The 22744-nt window shown below is 57.2% G+C and carries 22 protein-coding genes and 2 pseudogenes; 6 read left to right on the forward strand and 18 right to left on the reverse strand.

Translation table 11 applies throughout. The features are described from left to right. Positions 1–26: 26 nt before the first annotated feature. The 6 genes from ACZ41T_RS01745 to ACZ41T_RS01770 all read right to left on the reverse strand — a co-directional run bounded on the left by ACZ41T_RS01745 (position 27) and on the right by ACZ41T_RS01770 (position 6317). A complete protein-coding gene (locus ACZ41T_RS01745; protein WP_464922767.1) occupies positions 27–1397 on the reverse strand; it encodes an alkaline phosphatase PhoX in 1371 nt (456 codons plus the stop codon). 78 nt (positions 1398–1475) lie between these two features. Then, positions 1476–2006: a hydrogenase maturation protease gene (locus ACZ41T_RS01750; RefSeq protein ID WP_464922768.1), complete on the reverse strand. Its 531-nt coding sequence runs from the start codon at positions 2004–2006 to the stop codon at positions 1476–1478. Continuing rightward, a complete protein-coding gene (locus ACZ41T_RS01755; RefSeq protein ID WP_464922769.1) occupies positions 2003–3304 on the reverse strand; it encodes a Ni/Fe hydrogenase subunit alpha in 1302 nt (433 codons plus the stop codon). The genes ACZ41T_RS01750 and ACZ41T_RS01755 overlap by 4 nt, the downstream gene beginning before the upstream one ends. After that, positions 3297–4088 carry an NADH-quinone oxidoreductase subunit B family protein gene (locus ACZ41T_RS01760; RefSeq protein ID WP_464922770.1) on the reverse strand — a complete coding sequence of 264 codons (792 nt, stop codon included), beginning with the start codon at positions 4086–4088 and terminating at the stop codon, positions 3297–3299. The genes ACZ41T_RS01755 and ACZ41T_RS01760 overlap by 8 nt, the downstream gene beginning before the upstream one ends. A 226-nt stretch (positions 4089–4314) precedes the next feature. Continuing rightward, positions 4315–5145: an FAD/NAD(P)-binding protein gene (locus ACZ41T_RS01765; RefSeq protein ID WP_464922771.1), complete on the reverse strand. Its 831-nt coding sequence runs from the start codon at positions 5143–5145 to the stop codon at positions 4315–4317. A gap of 14 nt (positions 5146–5159) precedes the next feature. Continuing rightward, a complete protein-coding gene (locus tag ACZ41T_RS01770) occupies positions 5160–6317 on the reverse strand; it encodes a 4Fe-4S dicluster domain-containing protein (RefSeq protein WP_464922772.1) in 1158 nt (385 codons plus the stop codon). 121 nt (positions 6318–6438) lie between these two features. On the opposite strand from ACZ41T_RS01770, the gene ACZ41T_RS01775 reads away from it, so the two are divergent. Continuing rightward, complete coding sequence (locus tag ACZ41T_RS01775; RefSeq protein ID WP_464922773.1) at positions 6439–7104, forward strand: mechanosensitive ion channel family protein; 666 nt, start codon at positions 6439–6441, stop codon at positions 7102–7104. Positions 7105–7246: 142 nt separating this feature from the next. On the opposite strand, the gene ACZ41T_RS01780 is transcribed toward ACZ41T_RS01775, so the two are convergent. Beyond that, the gene (locus ACZ41T_RS01780; protein ID WP_464922774.1) at positions 7247–7567 is read right to left on the reverse strand and encodes a hypothetical protein; all 321 of its coding nucleotides are present in this window, start codon (positions 7565–7567) and stop codon (positions 7247–7249) included. A gap of 27 nt (positions 7568–7594) precedes the next feature. Continuing rightward, on the reverse strand, positions 7595–7936 hold the full coding sequence (locus tag ACZ41T_RS01785) for an antibiotic biosynthesis monooxygenase family protein (RefSeq protein ID WP_464922775.1): 342 nt from the start codon (positions 7934–7936) through the stop codon (positions 7595–7597). A gap of 332 nt (positions 7937–8268) precedes the next feature. Between ACZ41T_RS01785 and ACZ41T_RS01790 the strand changes: the two genes are divergently transcribed. Together ACZ41T_RS01790 and ACZ41T_RS01795 are read left to right on the forward strand one after the other, a co-directional pair. Next, complete coding sequence (locus ACZ41T_RS01790) at positions 8269–10224, forward strand: esterase/lipase family protein (RefSeq protein WP_464922776.1); 1956 nt, start codon at positions 8269–8271, stop codon at positions 10222–10224. 25 nt (positions 10225–10249) lie between these two features. After that, positions 10250–11224, forward strand: a complete 975-nt coding sequence (locus ACZ41T_RS01795; protein ID WP_464922777.1) for an Lnb N-terminal periplasmic domain-containing protein — start codon at positions 10250–10252, stop codon at positions 11222–11224. A gap of 170 nt (positions 11225–11394) precedes the next feature. On the opposite strand, the gene ACZ41T_RS01800 is transcribed toward ACZ41T_RS01795, so the two are convergent. From ACZ41T_RS01800 to ACZ41T_RS01815, 4 genes and pseudogenes are all read right to left on the reverse strand, one after another. Continuing rightward, a complete protein-coding gene (locus tag ACZ41T_RS01800) occupies positions 11395–11538 on the reverse strand; it encodes a hypothetical protein (protein ID WP_464922778.1) in 144 nt (47 codons plus the stop codon). Between the two features lie 146 nt (positions 11539–11684). Beyond that, positions 11685–12786 (reverse strand): annotated as a pseudogene (locus ACZ41T_RS01805) (IS3 family transposase); the annotation flags it as partial. A 174-nt stretch (positions 12787–12960) separates the two neighbouring features. Then, positions 12961–13476 (reverse strand): helix-turn-helix domain-containing protein, encoded by a 516-nt coding sequence (locus ACZ41T_RS01810; protein WP_464922779.1) that lies wholly within the window; start codon positions 13474–13476, stop codon positions 12961–12963. A 5-nt stretch (positions 13477–13481) separates the two neighbouring features. After that, positions 13482–13709, reverse strand: a complete 228-nt coding sequence (locus tag ACZ41T_RS01815) for a hypothetical protein (RefSeq protein WP_464922780.1) — start codon at positions 13707–13709, stop codon at positions 13482–13484. A gap of 196 nt (positions 13710–13905) precedes the next feature. Between ACZ41T_RS01815 and ACZ41T_RS01820 the strand changes: the two are divergent. Continuing rightward, a pseudogene (locus ACZ41T_RS01820) lies at positions 13906–14925 on the forward strand (IS110 family RNA-guided transposase). Positions 14926–15296: 371 nt separating this feature from the next. On the opposite strand, the gene ACZ41T_RS01825 reads toward ACZ41T_RS01820, so the two are convergent. After that, positions 15297–16199, reverse strand: coding sequence for a DMT family transporter (locus ACZ41T_RS01825; RefSeq protein WP_464922781.1), 903 nt, complete (start codon positions 16197–16199; stop codon positions 15297–15299). 127 nt (positions 16200–16326) lie between these two features. Between ACZ41T_RS01825 and ACZ41T_RS01830 the strand changes: the two genes are divergently transcribed. Continuing rightward, the gene (locus tag ACZ41T_RS01830) at positions 16327–17877 is read left to right on the forward strand and encodes a transposase (protein WP_464921023.1); all 1551 of its coding nucleotides are present in this window, start codon (positions 16327–16329) and stop codon (positions 17875–17877) included. Positions 17878–18112: 235 nt separating this feature from the next. Here ACZ41T_RS01830 and ACZ41T_RS01835 read toward each other — a convergent pair whose 3' ends face one another. From ACZ41T_RS01835 to ACZ41T_RS01855, 5 genes are all read right to left on the reverse strand, one after another. Continuing rightward, on the reverse strand, positions 18113–18577 hold the full coding sequence (locus ACZ41T_RS01835; protein ID WP_464922782.1) for a GNAT family N-acetyltransferase: 465 nt from the start codon (positions 18575–18577) through the stop codon (positions 18113–18115). A 67-nt stretch (positions 18578–18644) separates the two neighbouring features. Next, entirely contained in the window at positions 18645–19328 is a 684-nt protein-coding gene (locus ACZ41T_RS01840; RefSeq protein ID WP_464922783.1) for a class I SAM-dependent methyltransferase, read from the reverse strand. A 346-nt stretch (positions 19329–19674) separates the two neighbouring features. After that, the gene (locus ACZ41T_RS01845) at positions 19675–20091 is read right to left on the reverse strand and encodes a hypothetical protein (RefSeq protein ID WP_464922784.1); all 417 of its coding nucleotides are present in this window, start codon (positions 20089–20091) and stop codon (positions 19675–19677) included. 74 nt (positions 20092–20165) lie between these two features. Further along, entirely contained in the window at positions 20166–21062 is an 897-nt protein-coding gene (locus tag ACZ41T_RS01850) for a hypothetical protein (RefSeq protein ID WP_464922785.1), read from the reverse strand. Positions 21063–21153: 91 nt separating this feature from the next. Next, complete coding sequence (locus ACZ41T_RS01855; protein ID WP_464922786.1) at positions 21154–21588, reverse strand: hypothetical protein; 435 nt, start codon at positions 21586–21588, stop codon at positions 21154–21156. A 169-nt stretch (positions 21589–21757) separates the two neighbouring features. Here ACZ41T_RS01855 and ACZ41T_RS01860 point away from each other — a divergent pair, with 169 nt between their 5' ends. Further along, positions 21758–22738, forward strand: coding sequence for an integron integrase (locus ACZ41T_RS01860; RefSeq protein ID WP_464924011.1), 981 nt, complete (start codon positions 21758–21760; stop codon positions 22736–22738). Positions 22739–22744 lie beyond the last annotated feature (6 nt).

Here is a 22744-nt window from a genome sequence, read left to right on the forward strand (position 1 = left end):
AATGCCCCTGCATAGCCGTCGTCGTATTACTTGTTGCCTTGATTGTTGCCTTTGTGCTGCCTGGTGATGGCCATGGTCTTGTCGTTGCCGGTGCCGGAATGCTGCACGTTGACATACAGGGTGTGCGGATCCTTGCCGAAGTAGATGCCGGAGCCTTCGGCCGGCTTGTCCTTGAGCGAAGCGAACAGATGCACGCCATCCTTGTAGCCGTCGCCGTTGGCATCTTTGGAGCGCAGATCGTACACCCAGATGTCGCTGTAGTCGTTGTCTTCCACCATCCACAGCTTGCCGTCAGGGCCGCTGGCCAGGTTGTCGACCTTGGCGAAACCGGTCGTGGCGGTCGCATGGTTCTCGTACGGCGTGTTCTTGCCGGACGCCACGACATACCTGGCAGAAGTCTTCTCGCCCAGTTCGACGGCCAGCACAGCGCCGACGTTGAAGCCGGCGGCATTCTTGCCGCGGGTGTTGGCGGGGTTGTCGACGTCCTCGCAGGTCAGTGCCACATACAGGGTGCTATCGATGCGCTCGAGGTCTTCGGGACGGCAGTACTCGGTGGCGCCAACCGCGGTCGCAGCGGCATGTGCCTTGATCTGGACCTGGGTCATGTCGAGAGCAATCCATTCGGCAGCGCCGGTCTTGCCGCCGTCCATCACCTTCAGGGCATACAACCGGCCGCCGGAAAGATCGCCGTAGGTGGTCGGCACGAATTTATAGATCGAACCTTTGCGGTCTTCGTCGATGACATAGACGTTGCCTTTGGCGTCGATTTCGAGGCCTTCGTGGGCCAGCGCGCCGAGCATTGGACGCACGGTCACGCTCGCGGCGGACATGGGGTCATGCTTGTCCAGTTTGAGCTCATACACCAGGCCAGCCCGGGCTTGGGGCGCATCGGGGTCGGGACGCGCAGCGGTGCCGACTTCTTCGGCGAACAGCACGGTCCGCCACGGGGTCCAGACGATGCCGTCCAGCGCTTCCCAGTCGGCACGGCCGACGACTTCCCTGGCGACCCCTGTCTTCAGATCGACCACCGACACAACACCGCCGCTGCTGTCGTCATTGCGTAGCGAGTTGCCGTCGATGCCGATGGCGCCGCCGCGCACTTCGTGGGTGCGGTACAGGTAGCGGCCGGCGTGCTGGCCGGTTTCGTTGACGGTCAGCATGTCGTACCAGTCGTTGGCGACGTAGATGTCGAGGCGGGTCTCGTCGGAAACGATGGACTGAACATAGCCCTCGGGAATCACCCAGGGGGTGGCGGCAATTCCGGGATCGGCGTCCATGCCGTAGGCGGAAGCGGCGATGGGGTTGAACGACATGGAGCCATTCACGACGGTGGCGGCGGCGTGGACATTGACGGCGAAGGCGGCGGCCAGGGTGAGGGCAAGCGCGGAAATCTTCATTGAATATCTCCTGAAACAGCAATGATAAATGGGGCTGCGGCACGGCCATGCCGCGCCCCGCATTGTTCTGGGAGTGTGTTACTTGCGGATGATCGTTTTGTGAGATGTAGCGTTGCCGTCATCTCCGGAACCCGCTGCCGCAGGCAAGGCTTGCGAGATGAAGCAAAGTTCGTCCGCAATGATATCGGCCAGTTTCTGCGTTGAGGCCCGAACCTCGGCACAGGGACTCTCACCCGGTATTGCACCGCCGATCTCGATGCCATAAAGATCCAGCCGGAGCGGCAAACTGCCGAGTTCGCGCGCCAGCGTCAAGGCATTGAGCACGCCGAATCCATGACCGGAGAGCCCCTGGCAGTAAGCCGGCCAGTCGTTCACCCCATACCGCTGGATCCACCCGGGCTGGCCGCCGCTTTGCATGGCGTCGACCAGAATGACCCAGCTGGCGTTGTCCAGGAGCGCAATCAGGCCGGCACCGGGCCGATCCAGCTTTTCGATGACAAGTTCGTCGCCGGCCTTCATGCCGCCGGCCAGCAAGGCGTCGACGGTGAGCCAGCCGGCCTGGTCGTCGCCCGACGGCGAGCCGATGCCGAAGATGCGTACCTGGTTCATCCGCGCTCGACCTTCATCCGCAAAAAATGGGTGGCGCAGGAAATGCAGGGGTCGTAGTTACGGATGACTTTTTCGCAATGCAGGCGCAGCGCGCCGTCCGCATGGTCGAGTCCGAAGTTGAGCAGCGACAGCCGCAAATCCTGCTCGATGCGCGCCTGGTTCTGACTAGTTGGCGGTACGATGCGCGCGTTGACCGCACGGCCTTCGTCGTCCATTTCGTAGCGATGCCACAAAAGGCCGCGCGGTGCTTCGGTGCAGCCGATGGCAATGCCGGCGCGCGGGCTGACCGGCACCGCGGGCGAATCCGGCACGCGGTAGGCGTCGAGCAGGCGCAGCGCTTCGTGCAGGGCGAGCAGGATTTCCAGCGCGCGTGCGACCAGGCTGTGAAACAGGTTGCGGCTGGGCAGCACCAGACCGGTCTCGTCCAGCAGCGCTTTGACCCGTTCGGGCAGGCGTTCATGATTGAGATTGAGACGCGCCAGCGGCCCAACCAGATAGGGCTGGCCGCGATAGCTGCCGAACAGCGCGGTGGAATGCGCCTGCTGCTGCTCGGTGAAGTGTTCGTCGAAAACTTCCGGTTCGATGAGCAGGCCGTCGCTGGTGGCAATCGTACCGGCCTCGATGGCGTAGTCGTGCGCGTGCCGCATTGCGACCGAGACAAAGGCCTGGTCGTCCTGCGGCACCGCAATGCCGGCCGCCCAGCGGATCAGCGCTTCGGCCTCGGGCAAGGCGGCGCGCAGTTTCTCCCGGATTTCCTCAACGCGGGACAGCGCGGGCGCGCCATGGAATCCCCCCACCCGGATGCCCACCGGGTGCACCGAGCGGGCGCCGAACAGCTCCATCAGCTCGTTGCCGAGTGCCTGGATGCGCAGGCCGCGACGCACTTCCTCCGGCGCGATTTTCGCCAGTTCGATGGCGTTGTCGCAGCCGAAAAAGTCCGGCGCGGCCAGCAGATGGATGTGCAGGCTGTGGCTCTGGATCCACTCGCCACAGTAGAACACCCGGCGCATGTCGCGCGCCCACGGATCGAGTTCGACGCCAAACAGCTTTTCCAGCGCCTGCGCCGCGGTCACCTGGTAGGCCACAGGACAGATGCCGCAGATGCGCGCCACCATGTCGGGGATTTCCGTGTAGTGGCGGCCCTCCAGAAATTTCTCGAAGAAGCGCGGCGGCTCGAAGATGCGCAGGCGCAATTCGGTGATGTCGCCGTCTTCGATGCGCAGATCGAGGGCGCCCTCGCCTTCCACCCGCGCGAGTACCGGGACATGGATCGAAACCGTTCGTTTCTGTTCACCCATCGCCGCGCATCCTGATCTTGTCGGCGGCCGCCAGAAACACCGGCGCCTGGCTGTTGATCGACTGGAAGCGCTGCACGATGGCCTGCGGCGTCAGCCCCTGGCTGGCGAACTGCGTCGCCAGCGCGTCGGTGTTGGCGTTTTCCGCCGGGCCGTAGCAGCCGTAGCAGTCGCGGCCGAGGCCGGGGCACAGCGCTCCGCAGCCGGCCCGCGTCACCGGCCCCATGCAGGCGATGCCGCGGCTCACCAACACGCAGGGATAACCGTTGCGCTTGCATTCGGTGCACACCTTGTCGGCATTGTCGCGCGGCGCCACCCCGAGCAGCAGGGAATTTACCACCGCCAGCATCTGCGCGCCGCTGACCGGACAGCCCCATAGCTCGAAGTCCACTTTCACGTGGCTGGCAATCGGCATGGAGCATTCCAGGCTGGCGATCGCCTCGGGATGGCTGTATATCTGCGCCACCCATTGCACGCCGTCGGCGTCGTTGCGCAAGGCCTGAATGCCGCCGGCGGTGGCGCAGGCGCCGATGGCGACCAGCTGGCGGCTGTGGGCGCGGATGTGGCGGATGCGCTCGACGTCTTCAGGCGTCGATACGCTGCCTTCGACGAAGGCGACATCCACGTCGGCATCCGAATCGAGCGGCCCGGCTTCGGCGAAGTGCACCAGATCGATGCGTCCGGCCAGCGTCAGCAGATCCTCGCCGAGGTTGAGCAAGGCCAGCTGGCAGCCGTCGCAGGAGCTGAACTTGTGAACAGCCACGCGCAGTTTGAGCGGATTTTTCATCGATGCATTCATCCTGGATAGCCATAAGCAATGAAGAAGATGCGCCGCGCCATGGGGGTGACCCATCGGGGCTGAAGCCCCTCCCACAGGTGACGGCGGCCACACGATCCTGTAGAAGCGGAGTTGTCCGCGATCAGAGCAGGCCATCGGAGCTGACAATGCAGGCACCGGCGCGCACGGCGCACGCTTCGTTCCACAAACCGGCCAAATGGATAATCCGAATTCATCAGAAGCCCCGGTGCGTCAGCAAGACCTTGGCCTCGCCCCAGTTGAACACCGGGCCGTCGCGGCAGACGAAGGCGCCGCCGAACTGGCAATGACCGCAGCGCCCCACTGCGCACTGCATGTTGCGCTCCATGCTCAGGTACAGGCTCGATTCAGGCAGGCCGCGTGCCAACAGGTGTTCGGCGGTGACGCGCATCATGCCTTCCGGGCCGCACATCATCGCCACTGCGCAAGCCTTGTTGAAGCGGGCGAGATCGAACAGTTCCGTCACGCGTCCGACATGCCAGGGCCATAGCGCGCCGCCCTCGTCGGCCGCCACCAGCACCTGGGTGTCCGGCAGCTTCGACCAGCGGCTGTAGTGCTCGCGCCAGATCAGGTCGTCGGCGTGCTTCACCCCCTGGATGATGACCAGCTTGCCGAAGCGCTCGCGCCGCCGCAACACGTAATGGATCACCGACACCGCCGGCGCGCAGCCGAGCCCGCCGGTTACCAGCATGACGTCGCGCCCGCCCATTTCCTGCAGCGGCCAGCCGCGCCCGAACGGCCCGCGCAGCCCCACCCTGTCGCCCGGTTGCAGCGCCGCCAGCCCTCGCGTAACGCGCCCCACCGCGCGGATGGTGTGACCGATCCCATTGCGCTCCTCCGGGTCGGACATGATGGAAATCGGCACCTCGCCGACGCCGTAGAGATACAGCATATTGAACTGGCCCGGCGCGAAGCGGTACGCCGCCTGCGCCGCCGCATCGTCGAGGCGCAGCTTGAGGGTAAAGATGGTCGACGACTCCTGGCTGCGCGCCACCACGCTGGCCGCGTGCGGAGGTCCGGAATCCATGGCGGGCGGCGCGTTCATCGCTGGACCCCGGCAGTGAGCGCGGCGACTTCTTCGGTCAGGTCGATTCCCGCCGGACACCAGGCGATGCAGCGGCCGCAGCCGACGCAGCCGCTGCGGCCGAACTGGTCGTGCCAGGTGGCAAGCTTGTGGGTGAGCCACTGACGGTAGCGGCTGCGGATGTCGGACCGTACGTTGAAGCCGTGCAGGTAGCCGTGGCTCTCGCCGAAGCACGAATCCCACACCCGCTCGTGGCGGCTGCTCTGCCCGTCGAGTGCGGGGGCGTCGGCCTCGGCATGGCAGAAACAGGTGGGGCACACCGCGGTGCAGTTGCCGCAGGCGAGGCAGCGCACCGCCACCTCGTCCCAGCGCGGGTGTTTCAGCCGGCTCATCAGGGCCTCACGCAGATTGCGCCCGGGCAGAGTGCGTGTCTGGGTGGCTGCGGCGGCCTGCCCCTGCTGGCGGGCGGCGTCGAGCTGCTGCGGCGTGGCCGGCAACAGGTTCAAGGCGTCCAGCACGGCATTTCCCTTCGCGCTCCCCGCCACCGCGACGAAGCCTTCCGCCAGTTCCGCCAGTGCCAGGTCGTAGCCCGCGGTCGGGGTCGGGCCGTCGCCGGTCGATGCGCAAAAGCAGGTTGCCCCAGGTTCCGCGCATTGCACGGCAACCAGAAACAGCTGTTCGCGCCGCTTGGCGTAGTGTGCATCGCGCCGGCCTTCGGACATGAAATGCGCGTCCTGCAGGGCCAGCGCCGCCAGGTCGCAGGCGCGTACGCCGACGATGGCCTGGGCCGGTGCGGCCGGCTCCACTGCGGCGAACTGCAGGGCGCCCGCATCGTCCCGTTCCACGCGCCACAGCGATTCCTTCGGCGCAAACGCCTGCGGCTTGATGGCCTGCGGCCCGTTGGCCCAAGCGAAATAACGATTAAGCGGATCGCGCGTCAGCCGGTAGCGGCCTGCTGCCTGCTCGGCCTGCAAGCCGCGCGGCAGGCCGTCCGGCGCATCCAGTTCGCGCATGACGATGGCGCCGTTTTCCACCGCCGGCCCCAGGCATTGATAGCCCAGCTGCATGAGCTGGGCTATCAATGCCTGCAATTGGGCGAGCGGCAGAAATCGGGCGTGATCGGGCTGAGAAAACATGGTAATGGAGATGCCGTGGTTCTTTACCAGTGTATGCATAAAGCCACGCTTGCAACAGGCTTGTGCAATTGCCAGCCCACCCAATGCCGGACAGCTGAAAAGGCCATCCCGGACCATTCGCTATAATCGGTCTTTTCAAGCAGCAAAAAAGGAGCGTGCCATGCAGCAACAATTCGACGTATTCGTCGCCTCCCTGACCACATTCTGGACGCAGCTGGCAGGTTTTGTTCCGCAATTACTGGCCGCGCTGCTGCTGCTGTTCGTTGGCTGGCTGCTCGCCAACCTTGCCCGCACGGGGATCACCAAGCTGCTGGACCTGCTGCGCTTCGACCGGCTGGCGGAAAAAACCGGCATCGAAGCTTTTCTCAAGCAGGGCAATCTGGATCTGTCGCTGTCGCGGCTGCTCGCCAAGCTGATCTACTGGATCGTCATCTTCATCGTGGTCGTCACCGTGGCCAACAGCCTGGGCCTGCACATGGTGGCCGAACTGTTCAACAAGATCGCGCTCTACATCCCCAACATCATCGTCGCCATTCTGGTGCTGGTGTTCGGCGTGCTGATGGCGCGCTTCATCAACAGCATGGTGTTCGCCTACCTCAACAACATCGGCGTGCAGGGCGCGCTCACCATCAGCACGCTGGCGGAATACGCGACCATCATCTTCGTGGTGTTCGTGGCGCTGGAACAACTGGCGATCGGTACCACCCTGCTGACCGCCGCCTTCCAGATCGGCTTCGGCGCGATCGGCCTGGCGCTTGCACTGGCGTTCGGGCTGGGCGGCCGCGAATGGGCGGCGGGGGTGATCAAGAAACTGACCGAGAAATAATACAAACCGGCCCCTGGCCGTTGCCTCGATGGTCGGAGACAGACGCTTGAAACGCCTGGCCGGGTTTCAAATCAGGAAAACAATATGGCGTGGAAATTCCACGCCATATTTATTTGTGCATCGAGAGCCCGGCTAAAAAGGATCAACCGAACGCGAGTAGACGGATAGCTTGAAGTTTCTCCTCACCCAGGCCTTCAAGATCTTGTTCTTCAATCCACTTCTCCCGCAGCAATCTCGCAAATACGAAGACCAGTTGCGAATAGCGGTAGTCGTACTTTGTGTCGATTGCTTTCCGCTGTTCGGTGAGGGAATCGTGGATTGCCCAGATGTCTTCAGGCTTGCTCGCACTGGCGGCAAGTTTCTTGAGCATCGCCATCATTGCCGTGCACTCTCTGTTCAATGCAGCATCGAATGCCCGCCTTGCAATTTTCTTTTCGGCACCCGACCACTTGAGACCTGTCATTGCTTCGTCCTGGTAAAGCCCCAACGTTCACGTGGGGGATTTGGCATAAGCGCGCTCGACCTTTGCGATTCTGAGTTCATAATGCTCGTACCAAGCGCGCTTGCCAACTTCTTGCGCAGCGAGGTGCTCGACATCGGCCTTCCAGGCTGTAATGGCCTCGGCTGACTTCCAATACGAGACGGTAATGCCAAAACCATCATCGCCCCGAACGCTTTCGACACCGATAAAGCCGGGTTGGCGGGCCGCAAGTTCGACCATTCTTGCAGCCATTTGGCTGTATCCGTTATCGCCATCGGTGCGCTGTGAAGAAAAAACCACGGCGTAATATGGTGGCTCGGGTGTATTGGCGAACGTGGGCAATGTGCTCATTGCTGCGGCCTGACGTTAAGCTTGAGGGACGCAGAGATAGCAAACGAAGCCCTGCATGAAGTTGCTCAAGCTTTTCTGTCTCCGGGGCCGGCCTGCACGGCTTTTCGTGCAGTGTCCGGTTGGAGGGTGTAAGAATTTTTGTGTAAACGGTCATTCGGCATAATTTTACAGCGATCAGAGTGAAAAGAGACAGTGACGGGTTGTTCGGTAGTTGTGGACTTCAGGGAAGATGGCTTTTATTCTTCTTGCACTTCCTTGTTGTTGAATAACCTTCGCAACTAGCCGGTCGACTGCTAACGTTTAGCCGCGTACAAACGGCCTAAGCTTTTCGCATGACTCATTCCATAGGCAGCAACGTGTTCAACTTTCATTCTTTCCGTGCCCCTGTTATTGCCATGCTCGGTTTTATTCTACTGAGCGGCTGTGCGGGGGTAAAGACTGTATCAGTCAGCACCAATGATTATATGTCGCAACGCCGTGGTGATATTTTAACCACGGGTGAAATAAGCTCCGCTGTAGGGGTTGCCTTGCAAGTGGTAGGCATCAGCGAAAAACAATGCCGCGCCAGGCCGCAACAATGCCGTAGCCGATTAGCTGACAATATCGGCCTCGATGATGAACAACGCATGTCGGCTTTGGCCGAACTCTGGCTGCAAGAAGCGCTTTCCATTGATAAAGAAATTAATCAGGAAATTCTTGCTGAGGATGTGCTCAATGCTTACTTAGAAAGTGCTCGCCACGCTTATGCCTATTTATTTTTAACTCATCGCTCGCCCAGCCAGCGCGCACTGGAAGACCGACAAACACAAGTCCGTGATTACTATAATTTTGCCGTACAGAAAACGGTGACTCATGCCTTTAATCATCATCCTAAGCTCCTACGCGACAGTATTGATGAGCAAGGAAAATTCAGTATTATCTCAAAACAATGGACGATTGTCGGGCAGCTCAATGAAGTGCGCTTAGCCGAGCATCAACAAATACCCGAACAACTGATTCCGGCGTCATCATTGACCTTTAAAGGACTGCGCAACCAATACCGCCGCGATGGGATCGGTGCAGAACTGGTCGCAGTCACCGCCAAGCGTGTGGTCAATACACACAGCCGTGAAGAGGCCTTCAGCGAAACACCTTTCCCCGCCATTACCGTAGTGCTGCGTTTTTCTGGCGACACCCTAGAAGAGGTGCTGAGCAGGCAATATGTCGAGCTGCTGGGTTTTGACCCTTACCGCCGCAGCAGTGTGCTCTTAGCCGGCACGCAAGTACCGTTGGCTGCCAACTTCACCTCAGGTTACGGTTTATGGTTGGCGCGCTCAGGCTTTGCTCGACAATCGCTACTGACCCTAGTCGGACGCGGCGAAGTTTTAGAGAAACCACGCGTCTACCTGATGCAACCCTATGACCCAAAACGTCGAGTGATCATTATGTTGCATGGCTTAGCCAGCAGTCCAGAAGCCTGGATTAATGTCGCTAACGAAGTATTGGGCGATGAAACCTTGCGCAAAAACTTTCAAGTATGGCAAGTGTACTACCCGACCAATGCACCTTTAGCTTTTAATCAGCACGCCATTCGCCAGGCCATCCAAGACACATTGCAAGCTTTCGATCCAGAAGGGCATAACCGTGCCTCGCATGATGTGGTGCTGATCGGCCACAGCATGGGTGGTGTCTTGGCTCGCCTTTTAATCTCTGACTCCGGTGATCACTTCTGGCAACCGATTGTAGAAATGTATGGCCTGGAAGGTGAGCGTAAAGAACAAGCTCAGAAGAAGTTACGCAACTACGCATGGTTTAAGCCCATGCCAGAAGTCAGCCGTGCGATCTTTATTGCCGCTCCGCATCGCGGTACACCCTTTGCAGAAAACCGTTTTTCACGCTGGGCAGCGGGCATCGTCAAGCTGCCGGTCTCCATACTTGGGCGTATGACGGAAATTGCGCAACTGCTGGTCGATCCAAGTTCTGCCAATGCGGTACCACTGACACGACCGCTAAACAGTATTTCCAACCTTAGCGATCAAGACCCTTTTGTTCGTTTAGCCGCCGACTTATCCATCTCAAAGCAGGTGCCGTATCACTCAATTATCGGCAACAACACACCAGCGCTAAGTCTGCAGCTATCCACTGACGGTGTAGTGCCCTACAGCAGTTCTCACTTAGCAGGCGCGCAATCAGAAAAAGTCATACGTTCAGGGCACAGCGTGCAAGAGGCACCGGCAGCAATTGTGGAAGTCAGACGCATCCTGCATAAACATTTACAAGATACCAATGGGATTTCCTATGCTCATTAGGCTCTGCTCAACCCCTTGTTTCAGTTTGCAACTGCTGCTCTCGCTGATCATCCTCTGCGCCGCTGTGTGGGGCGGTTTGGCGCTGTATTATCAATTGCCACTGAGCATGCCGTGGCGTGCTGCGAGTCTGTTGTTATGGGCGGGATTATCAATATTTGCACTATTGCGCCTATGGCATGAAGGTCTACTGCAAGGTGTGCTGATCTATCTCGCCCTGCATATGGCACTCTTGTGGTGGTGGAATAGCTTAACGCCCTCCAATCAGCACCTCTGGGAGGACAATGTTGCGCAAATGACCTCAGGCCATGTCGACGGCAATCAAGTCACTTTATTTAATGTGCGCAACTTTACTTGGCGTTCAGAAACCGACTACAGCCCGCACTGGGAAACCCGCCAGTATGATCTCAGCAAGCTGCAATCAGTGGATATGCTGACCTCGCACTGGGGTATGGAAGCGATTGCCCATGTACTGGTCTCGTTTGGCTTCAGTGACGGTCAGTTTGTCACCTTTTCGGTAGAAATCCGTAAAAAGAAAGGTCAACAGTTTTCAGAAATTGCCGGATTTTTCAAACAATATGAGCTTAGCATACTGGCCGCCGATGAACGCGATGCAGTGGCTGTACGCCCGAATATTCGCGGTGAAGATACCTTTTTATACCGTATCGATATGCCTGAAGAGATTCGTCGCCAACTGTTTTTATCCTATATCGAGCAAGCCAATCAACTGATCGAGCAGCCGCGCTTCTACAATACAATAACCGTCAATTGCACCACCTTAGTGCTCGCTATGATGCAACATATCAGCGGTGGTTTACCGCTGGATTTTCGCCTGTTGCTCACCGGCTATCTGCCCAGCTATATCGAAGAGCAAGGTGGCCTCACCGACGGCTTTGATTTATCGCAGTTACGTACAGCAGGACGAATCACCGAACGATCAAAGCAAGCCGCACAAAGTCCCGCTTACTCGAAAATTATTCGCCAAGGTGTTCCAGGTTGGTAATTACAAAATCTAAAAGAAAGCAGTAAAGGGCAAGTAAAGGGTCGCTAACCTTTATTTAGGGTGATAATAGGCAAAAGGGTAGCGTCTCCTTTATTTTGGCATAGAATCCGGAGTCCCGGCCGATATAACGCACGAGATCGTCCAGGTCGTCCCCCGCGCAATCCGACCACTCAACCTTCATGGTTGAGATAGCGTTTTTCCATTTCTTCCTGGGAGATGATCTTGCCTTCTTCAGCCGCCTTCAGTGAGCGCTCCAGTTTCTGGCGCACGTAGAGAGCATACATGGCATCGTCGAAGCTTGCCTGGTCTGGCAAGTGGTCTGCCTCAAACTTGAATTCCCGGCTGAATTGCCGTCTTGTAACCATAAACCTCCTCCGGTTTCACACCTTAACAAAGTGTCTTTGAAACCGGCAGCAGCCCGCGAACGACGTCTCCCCATTTTCAGTAGCACTCGGGTTTAGAGTCCGGGGTTAATGTAGCTGATTTCTCGGCCAATCGTCTGGCATAGGCAGACGGCGTCAATCCGCCCAGTGCCTTCTTCGGTCTTTCCTCGTTGTATTCCCGTCTCCACGCCTCAATCACAACCTTGGCGTGCGACAGGCTGGTGAACCAGTGCTCGTTCAGGCATTCATCGCGAAAGCGCCCGTTGAACGATTCGATGTAGGCATTCTGGTTGGGCTTGCCCGGTTCGATCAGGAACAGCTTCACGCCTCGCGCGTGTGCCCAGGTCAGCATGGCCTGGCCGCAGAACTCCTTGCCGTTATCCGTGCGGATTGCTTGTGGCAATCTACGATGGTGTGCAATCCCATCCAGGATCCGCGTCAATGACTGTCCGCCAATCGCCCGCTCTGGCACGATGGCCACCGCCTCGTGGGTGGCATCGTCCACCACGGTCAGGTTCTTGATCACCCGCCCTTCGGCAGTGCGATCGAACACGAAGTCCATCGACCAGACCTGATTGGCGGCTTGCGGCCGCCCCAAGGGCTGACGATCCGTAACCGGTACCTTCTTGCGGCGCCGCCGCTTCACTTGCAATCGGGCTTCGGCATACAGCCGTTCCACCCGTTTGTGATTGACCGCCAGACCCGCCTGACGCAGCTTCAGGTAAATCATGCCTGAGCCATATCGACGATGCCGCTGAGCCAGGGTGATGATCTGCCCCCGCAAGGCCTGGTTGCGATCAGGTACCGTTTGGTAACGCAAGGTGCTCGCACTCATGCCAACGACCATCAGTGCTCGGCGTTCGCTCAATCCGCGCGTGGTCATATGGCGCACCAGCTCGCGGCGTGAGGGTGCGCTTACCACTTTTTTCTCAAGGCCTCGCGGGTGATCTCGTTCTCCAGAACCGACTCGGCCAGTAGCTTCTTCAAGCGAGCATTCTCGACCTCCAACTCCTTCAGGCGCTTGGCATCCGAGACGCTCATGCCACCAAACTTGCTGCGCCAGAGGTAGTAGCTGGCTTCGGAGAAACCATGCCGGCGGCATAGCTCCTTTATCGGCAGACCTGCCTCGGCTTCGCGCAGGAAACCAATGATCTGCTCTTCGGTAAAACGCTTCTTCATGTCCAATCTCCTTAGTATGGGATTGGACTCCAAAGCTAGGTGCTACTCAAATAGGGGGAGACGTCGCGAAGACAATCGGTATATAAAGAAGTCAATGCACAACCCCGAAGCCAGTCTGCCAAACACCCGCAAACATGATTAAAGAGAATGACAGGTAAAGCATCCGATTGGCGGTCATAGTGATTTTTCCTGTTTTGTGTTTGCTTGATCTTGGCAGCCCTGCTGCTCCCAAATCAAGTTAAGAAGTTCTGATATTTGAAGCTTTTGATTGACGGGACACTGTGGGCATCCTTTTCTAGTGGGCGGATTAGCGCAATGGAAACAGCCCTCCACGGTGGACGAGGCAAATAACAACTCCGATTCCAAATTAGCAAGCGACACGATTTGGTCCTTAACTTGCGAGATCAATCGGTGGAGAACAGCATGGACTTTGTGGCTGCTCTCCTCTCCGGTAGCGCATTCGCTTCTTATAGAGGCGAGTTTTTTGATGAGGCTAATCGGCAGCCCCGAATGAGCCAAACGCAGAACGGCCTTGAACCGGGCAATGTCTTCCTTCGAGTAGAGACGCATGCCGCCGGGTGTGCGGCAAGCCGCAACCAACCCTTCTTCTTCGTAATAACGTAAGGCTCTTGGTGTGGTGCCCAGTAGGTCGGCGACCTCTCCGATTTTTTTTAGGCTCTCCGCATCCATATTGACTAGCCGCCGATCAATTGTGCGTTGTAGCCGAAGGACTGAACCTTGGTCAATAGTGTTGCCGTGCTGGCAACGTCGGGGTTGAAAGCGACAAGTAACAGGTGCTCTTTTCCTGGATTAAATCGAGGTGCAACTACCCCTTCGATTTGGCGGACTGCTTCTTCCAAGGCGCTTCGCTGTTGTTCGTTAAGAGATTCGTTGATGTGAATCAAAATATCGCTGACGTTCATGATATTGCTCCTTTGTCGGTTTGCCGGTACGGGCAATATCTTTATATTACGTTAACGTAAGATAATCAAGTGCGCGAATGCCTAACGAATGAAAGGGACTTCCCCGTCCCGTGGCTGCGGCGAAGTAGCCGCGACCGGCATCGAAAGTGCCATGATGGAATTTCTGGATTTCATCAACACCTCAGGAGGGGAAGTCATGAGCATTATCGTCATAGGAATTGATCTGGCCAAGTCCGTTTTTGCGGTTCATGGTGTGAACGAATCGGGTCAAGCCGAACTGGTCAAACCCCGGGTAAGCCGGGAACAGTTGCTGCCGCCGATTGCCAATTTACCGCCGTGCCTGATCGGCATGGAAGCCTGCACCGGCGCCCACCACTGGGCCCGGCTGTTCCGGCAGCACGGCCACAGCGTCAAACTGATTGCCCCCAAGTTCGCACCCCGTACCGCATGAGTGGCAAGCGAGGCAAGAACGACGCAGCGCCGCCATCTGCGAAGCCGTCACTCGTCCCCAGATGCGCTTTGTCCCCACCAAGGAAGAACACCGGCAAATCATCCTGCTGTGCCTGCACCGCACCCGGCAAGGCTTTATCGAAGAACGCACCGCCACCTACAACCGGCTGCGCGGCCTGATCGCCGAATTCGGCATCGTCCTGCCGCAGAAAGTCACCGGCCTGCGACAGAGCATCGGCCCGCACCTGGAAGACCTGCCCGGTTATGCCAACCAATGTATTGGCGATCTGCTGGCGCATGCCGACCAGCTCGACCTGCGAATTGCTGACTATGACAAAGCCATTGCACAGGCCGCGCGCGAAGACGCGCGGAGCAAGCGTTTGATGCAACGCCCCGGCATCGGCCCCATCACCGCCAGCGCGCTGCTGGACAGCATCGGCAACGGCCACGACTTCAGGAACGGCCGCCAGGTCGCCGCCTGGATCGGACTGACGCCCGGCCAGCACAGCAGCGGAGGCCGTGCCCGATTGGTCACATCACCAAAGCCGGTGACCCCTACCTGCGCAGCCTGCTCGTCCTGGGCGCACGCGCCGTCCTCAACAGCACCGGCGACAAACAGGACAGCTTCAGCCGCTGGGCCCGCAGCCTGGTCGAACGCCGCGGCTACTGGCGCGCAGTCGTCGCCATCGCTGCGAAGAATGCGCGGCTGGCCTGGGCCGTCCTGCATTACGGCGAAGACTTCAAGCTCAAGCCGAGCGCAGCTTGAACCCATTTAAAAAGAGTCTGCAAGAAAAGGAAATAGAAAGGAACGCGTAAGCTGCCGGACGGCGGACAAGAATCACCGATGCACTGCACGTGTTGATGTGAAGCGGGTTGGACCCGCGCCGGGGGAACCTGATTAGCTCAGGGGGAGAAAGTGTTCCCGACTAACGATAGAGGTCCCGGCGCGCGTCTTTCATCAGGGTCCGGGCATTGAGCCCAACATGACCGTTTGTAGTCTCGCAGTCCTTCGCCTACTTTCACGACCGGAGCGGCGCACTAGAGAAACCGGATGAGGAAATGGAAATGAACTGACAGCAAACCGCTAGTTGTAATTCTGAGGAAGCCCTTGTGGTTTGAGTTAGGCCTTGCGCGCGATCAGTCATTCGTTTTACCTCGGCCTTGACGAAGAATCATGGCGATTCCTCCCAAGACAAGGATGCTGCCCGGAATGAACATAGATGAAAGCTTTTCCCCGAGTATCAAGAAGGCGAATAGTCCTGCGAACAAAGGAATGAAAAGTGAAATCGTCGCCGTAACAACCGCAGGCAAACGCCTTGATGCAAGCGCGAAACCTATTGATGGAATGGCCGTAGAAAGCACACCAAGGCCGAGAAATACCAGCAGAGCATGTCCATTCAGAGTATCTAACCCGGAAGGTGTCGATGCAAAACTAACCATTAACACCAGGATGACGCTTCCAGAGATAAACGTCAGCAAAGATACGCCTATTGTCTCTGGTGCGACACCGCGCTCATGCAGAATCCGGTATGTATAAGCGTAGAGCGCGGTCAACCCCGCAGCGCACACTGCAAGAATGTTTCCCGTGAGATGGTGAATTGGACTATCTCCAGCGAAGGACATTCTGGGAACCAGAATCAAGCCTATTCCGGCGACCGCCAGCAGGGCGCCACCAATTTCAGTGTGGTTGGGGATATCACCCCGCATTCGGCGGAAAGATAGTATAAAAAGTGGTGGGGTACTCAGTAAAAGCGCCACATCCGCCACCGGTGCCATTTGAAAAGCCGCGGTTGCTAACAAGAAATATCCTGCTAATAGCAAGGCGAGAACATGAGCGATGGGGCGCTCCAGTGCTAATTTAAAACTCTGGCGACTGCTTCGGAATAGCCCAAAAATAGGCAGAACAACCACCAGCGCCACCAAGAGCCGCCCCGCAGTGACCGTCAACGGTGGGAGAGAGGGTAGCAGGCGCACAAAGATTCCGGTGAGTCCCCACATCAAGGATGTCAATCCGGCTGCTAGCAAGGCATTTCTTTGCATGGACACTGCTTCCTTAGGCCTAACGAGGCTGTATAAAAAGCCCCTAAAAATAATCATTCCCGCATCTTGCCCCAGCCTCCCGCCTGCATCAACATCGCTGCATTGATTTTGTGATGGCACAGACCGCATGGCGCGCTACAAGCATATCGACACCAGCCCCCGTTTCCTTGCCGTCGACCTGCAACGGCAACTGCTTCCCGGTACTTTCGAGCACGCGCTCAATCACCTCATCGACCACGAGCTGGACCTGTCCAGCTTCGATGCCCGCTTCAACAACGACGCGACCGGTGCGGCGGCTTATCCGCCTGCCATGCTGCTCAAGGTCGTGCTGTTTGCCTACAGCCAGGGCATTATTTCCAGTCGCAACATTGAAGCAGTCTGCCGTGACCACGTCACCTTCATCGCCCTGTCAGGCGACACCCAGCCCCACTTCACCACGATTGCCGGATTTGTCTCGAAGCTTGCCGACGACATCGCCCGCGTCTTCACCCAAATCCTCTACCTGTGCGACCGGCAGGGTTTGATCGGACGCGAGATGTTTGCCATCGACGGCGTCAAGCTGCCCAGCAACGCCAGCAAACAGAAGAGCGGCACCCGTGCCGACTTCGAGCACCAGGCCACCAAGCTCGAAGCCGCTGCCCGCGTCATGCTCGAACGGCATCGGGAAGAGGACAGCAAACCGGTCGAGGCCGACCTCAGACAGAAAGAAGTCCAGCGCATCAGCCGCCTGCAAACCGATGCCGCCCAACTGCGTCAATGGCTCACCGCTCATCCCGATGATCGCAAGGGCAGCAAAGGCACGATACGGAAGAGCAACCGCACCGACAACGAATCCGCCAAGATGGCGACCAGCAAAGGCGTCATCCAGGGTTATACGGGTGTGGCCGCCGTCGATGCCCGTCACCAGATCATCGTGGACGCGCAGGCCCACGGTACCGGCAGCGAACAGGAACTGCTGGTACCGGTGGTCAAAGCCATCCAGGTCGCATTGAATGATGCTCCACTCATCACCCCGGCCAGCCTCATCACAGCGGACGCGGGTTACCACTCAGAAGCCAACCTTAAGCAACTTACTGAACTGGAAGTGGACGCCTTGATTGCCGACAACGGTATGCGGCAACGCGATCCACGCTTCAAGGATCAGGACAAACACAAGCAGGCCCCCGATCCTCTGCACGACAAATCCGGCCAGAAGAAAGAGAAGAAGCCGACTGCTGTTTATCGCCCCGCAGACTTTCGCTATGACATGGACGCGCAGACCTGCGTTTGCCCTGCGGGCAAGACACTCTACGGCAACGGCAGCCATTGCATCATCAATGGTTTCGTTGCCGTCAAATTTCAGGGCGCGCAGCAGGACTGCGTACCGTGCGCACAACGGGATAAGTGTCTACGCACGCCGACCAGGACCAAGACCCGGCAAGTGAGTTTCTTTCAGGGCAAGGCTGACGGCACGGAGTCCTTCACCGACAAGATGAAAGTCCGTATCGATTGCCCGGAAGGACAGGCGCGATACGGACGACGCTTCGCCACGGTGGAACCGGTGTTCGGCAACTTGCGGCACAACAAACAGCTCAACCGCTTCACCTTGCGGGGGCAGAAGAAAGTGGATGCGCAGTGGAAGCTCTACTGCCTGGTGCACAACATCGAGAAGCTGGCGCATCACGGGTATGCGCAGTAGGGACGGGGCGGGCAGCCCGCACTACGTCAATCAGATGCTGCCATGACTGATCGGAACATCCCACCGAATCGGTTCGGTAAGTTGCAAATCATGAATTGAAAACGGCGTGGAAATTCCACGCCGTTTTTTACGTCGCCAATTTGGCTGAAAAGGGGTTTTTCTACAGCGTCAACGTTCGCCTTGAGGGACCAAGGGAAGCGCGCAGCGCTTTCCGAGGTCCCTCTCGAAAGCGGTGTTAAGCCGACACGCGGCACATGTCGACTTTGACAACTGCTTGCCCATCCAAACCCTCGAATCCAGTAGCTGGTGCCTCACTGACGACGGTGTAACCCAGTTGGCAGAAGAACTCGAGATTACCGGTCTCCTTGATCGTGCTCAGGGTCACGCTCGGCGTCCCTTCTCGGGCAGCAATTGCTTCGACCTCCCGCATCAAGGCTTTCGCAATTCCTCGCCGCCGCCGCTTTGGATGAACAGCGAGCCCACGGACATGCAGCGATTTTTCCCTTTCGCAGTACTCAATGACACCGACGATAACATCATCCTCAATCGCGACAAGAGATGGTGCTGCGTTGTCGTCTTGAGGTGCGGCGGAACCATGGGTTCTCGGTGCTGGCCGATACACACGACGCAGGTCCTTCGTTGCTAGAGCAACGATCTCGACGACATCATCTGTTGAAGTCTTCTCGCGTATCTCTGCCATGGTTCAACAGGCCCAACGTGGAGCTAGGGGGCTGCGCGCTTTTGCGCAGTCCCGCTTGAGCGTAGGGTTAGACAGGCTTGATGACCAGCATTTCATTGCCACCTCGCTGAAACTCGTAAGGTACGCGCTTGACCTCAACGCCGAAGCCGTGATTCTCAAGATATTTGCTCACAAAATCAAGGTGGGGCGATGGCGCGCCATCGAGCGCAAGCAGTGGAAACACACGCACTTCGCGAGCAACACGCAACATTTCTTGAAGAGCCTGAAGATGAAACTCCGCCGATAAGTGGGTACTGTACAAAAATAGAAAATGAGACGACAAGGCGATGTCGAATCGTCCACTTTCGAAAGGCAACGATGGTAGCTCCCCTGCAATGTATCTGCCTTCCTGTTTTCCTATTTCGAAGTCAGCAAGGAAAGTTTTCATCGCAGACATACGAACATTCCCGAGTTGTTCCACTGACGGAATGGCACCCCAAACGTAGTCGTTTTTGTTTTTGCGCATTTGAGTCATCACGGTTTCATACGTATCAGAGACGCGGCTTCTGATCTGCGCAGCGTCAAAAACATAGATCGGATCGACTGAGACGACGTTTCCGCCACGCTTGCTCAGAGCGGAATTAAATGCGGCAGGACCATCGCCACAGCCGAGAACACGAAGCTCCAGATTGCTCTCTGTGAGGTCGAACATGCTGACGTATTCGTCATACGATCGTCCCCACGGTACTACTTCGTCGAGCGAAAATCCCATAGATGGCTTGCCTGTCTAACGTAGAAGTCACCTGCGCTGTACGGCTTTATCGCGCAGCGTCCCTTGGAGCGCCGGGTTGGGCGATAATCTTTTTTGAATCAAAGTAAATCAAAGGGGCCAGGCACGAATTAATTTTTCTATGATGGTTCATGCTCCGTCGCGCCCGGAGATAAAATCGAGCCTGGCCCCTTTGATTGATGAAGTTTTGTACCAATTGTTTCCGTGCGAACAAGAACTGCCATGAATACTCTCCTGAGAGGGCTAATGCTTTAAGGTCAATAGGGTCAGACACGATTAATTGACTTCAATATCGTGTCTGACCCTATTTACAATATTTACAATACGATTAATTGACTTCAATATCGTGTCTGACCCTATTTATTGCTTTGGCGCGTCCCTCTTGTGACTTGTTAGCAATCAGAACCATTGCAACCGCAAGCAAGACCAGCCCGCCGAAACCAACGCTAGGAATGGGAGCCGGAAATGGTAGGACACCCTGCGACACGGCCAAGGCTTGAGATTCCATAATACTGCCGCCTAGACTCAGCGTAGTCGTGTAGTCGCCAGGTGGAAGGCGACCAACGTTCCAAGTAAAGCTAAACGAAGGCGGTGTTGCGAAGCACGTGCCGTTAAGAATAACCGTGAACTCAAAATTTGCGCCGACCTGCGCTTGGCTGGTCGAGAGCACACACCCTGAGCCGGAGAAGACGAGTTCAATGCTGTCGTCCGATGTTGGAGCTGGTGGGCTAATTGTGATCGGCATGCTGTCTCCTGCTTGCTAACGTCTGAATTCACCGGTCTGCGCGGCTTTTCGCGCAGGTCCGGTGGAATGATGGGTTAGCCATTTCCCAGTTCTCCCGTGAGGCAACAGATTAGGCGGTGATCTGAAACAACGAAATCAGATGGGTTGGTCGACTCCTGCTGGCCAACAAAGAACACCCAACTCTTCTCAGATTTCTTGCCTGCGTCAGCTCGTTCCTTGGCTTCTTTACGGGAAACTTCTAGCTCAGTAAGAACATAGTTCTTCTTAGCAGCACTCCAGCTCGAGGAATCGATGACTAAGCGATAGGGCGACAAAAGCTTCTTGTTGGCCCAAAAGCCATAACTCAGTTCTACAATAATTTTTCCAGGAATATCTTTCGGTTTTGACCAGCTCAGTGGAGCAACGAAAATATGTTGTTTTGGATATACCACGATATCCTGTGACACAAGTTTGCGAATGACCTCATCATAGTTGTTCCCGTCTGCACCGGGAACGCTCAGTGGAAGATCGCGGTCCTTGGGGAAATTTATATATGTACGGCAAATAGGACGAATCGTGTGTGCTGTCCATTGAGTGTGCGTCTTCCCCGTTGCAGTTCCTGATGAACTGCCTCCAGATGAGGCCCCTTTCCCTCCAATGGGTGCCCCTGGTATAGCTACTTTCTCCCGTTCATCAACTAGCTGTAGCTTTGAAGGGAAAGAGCCTGGAAACCCTACCTGAGTAGTAACGCGCTCTTTGCGCGCCTTGGCGACGAGCTTCTCTTCACCCTCAACGTCGCACCACGATTCATGAGGTTTGGATGGAAGCTCTTTGAAATGAGGACGTACTTTGTGATGAGCCTCAAAGGAAACTGGGTTAACCATAACTCCACATCCTCGGCAGATGTAACCCTCCTTATCAACCGGGTCGATATACCAAAGTTGCTCACCATCAACGATTTGTCCTGTATAGCGGTCTACAGCTGAATCCATAGGGGAGTCCTTAGAAATGGCTAACGTAGAAGTAACGGGCGCTGCGCGGCTTTATCGCGCAGCGTCCCTGTTGACTGCCGGGTTGGGCGTTTCATGGCCGAAAGAAGATGACGAACAGCCCTGCTGTAGAGACGACAACGCCAACCCAATACCACATAAACCAATAGCGCCGCTTGTAAGGCGGATTCAATGGTGAACCTGGGATATAGACCCCAGGCTCATCAAACCCAAGTGCCGTATTGATGTTCTTGATCGTGTCTGCTACTTCCTGCCGTCTGCAGTGCTGGTTGTGAAGGAGCTTTACGGAAAGAGCAGCTAGTACGACATCAATGACGGCAAGCCCGACGCGAACCGTACAGGATGAAATGGGATTTGCTGAGAGCCAGCCTCCCATGACCAACTGAAGTGTGAAGAAAGCGACAAATATTTTGAAGTCGAACTGAGTCAACGAGCGGAGAAGGCCAACCTGATCTTCGTACCGCAACTTCAGTGCGTCAAACTCATGTCCTTCGTAGGCCTTGGTCATGTCGGCTCTTCTCCGTTATTCAGACGCCCAACGTAATTTAGACAGCACACTCTCCTGAATCTTTTGCCGTCTAAATCAAGCAGGCCATCTGGCAGTGTGCTGTATTGGGTTGATTGAATTGGAACTTTACGCCTTGCTTGCCCGTATAGGCAAGCCTAAAATTTCGCGGATGAAAGTTCACGTTGTCTCTCAAGATTCGCCCAAGCTGCTTGATCGGATGCGGGCTGAAATTCGGCTGCGTCATTACAGTCTGCGCACGGAACAAGCTTATGTCGATTGGGCACGGCGCTACATTCTTTTTCATGGCAAGCAACATCCCCAGGCGTTGGGTGCCGAGGCGGTGCGGGATTTTCTGTCCTATCTGGCCAGCGAGCGGCATGTTTCGGCATCCACGCAGAATCAGGCGAAGTCGGCCTTGCTATTTTTGTACCGTGAGGTGTTGAAGATCGAGTTGCCGTGGCTGGACGAAGTGATTGCTGCAAAATCCACGCAGCGCTTGCCGGTGGTTTTGACGCCGACCGAGGCGCGGCGACTGCTGGACGCGACATCGGGAACGATGGGCCTGATTGTCGCTTTGCTGTATGGCACGGGGATGCGCCTGCTGGAAGGGCTGAGGTTGCGGGTGAAGGATGTGGAGTTCGAACGCCGCGAAATTGTGGTGCGCGAGGCAAAGGGCAACAAGGATCGGGTGACGGTGCTGCCGGAAAACCTGATTCTACCCTTGCGCATGCATCTTGAAAAAGTGCGTGCCTTGCACGAGCGCGATCTGGAAGCGGGGTTTGGCAAGGTGCAGTTGCCCGATGCGCTGGCTGTCAAATATCCCTCTGCGCCGCATGCCTGGGCCTGGCAGTTCGTGTTCCCATCGGGCAACCGCTCGCTCGACCCACGTTCGGGAATGGAGCGACGTCACCACGTTCATGAATCAAGCGTGCAGCGTGCAGTGCGCGAGGCGGCAAAACTGGCGCGCATCGCCAAGCCGGTATCACCTCATGTGCTGAGGCATTCGTTCGCTACGCATCTGCTCCAGGCTGGCTACGACATCCGGACGGTGCAGGAACTGTTGGGCCACAAGGATGTTTCGACGACGATGATTTACACGCATGTGCTGAACAAGGGCGGGCGCGGGGTGGTGAGCCCGCTGGATCGATAGGCTGCA

This window comes from Thiobacillus thiophilus, from assembly GCF_055378705.1.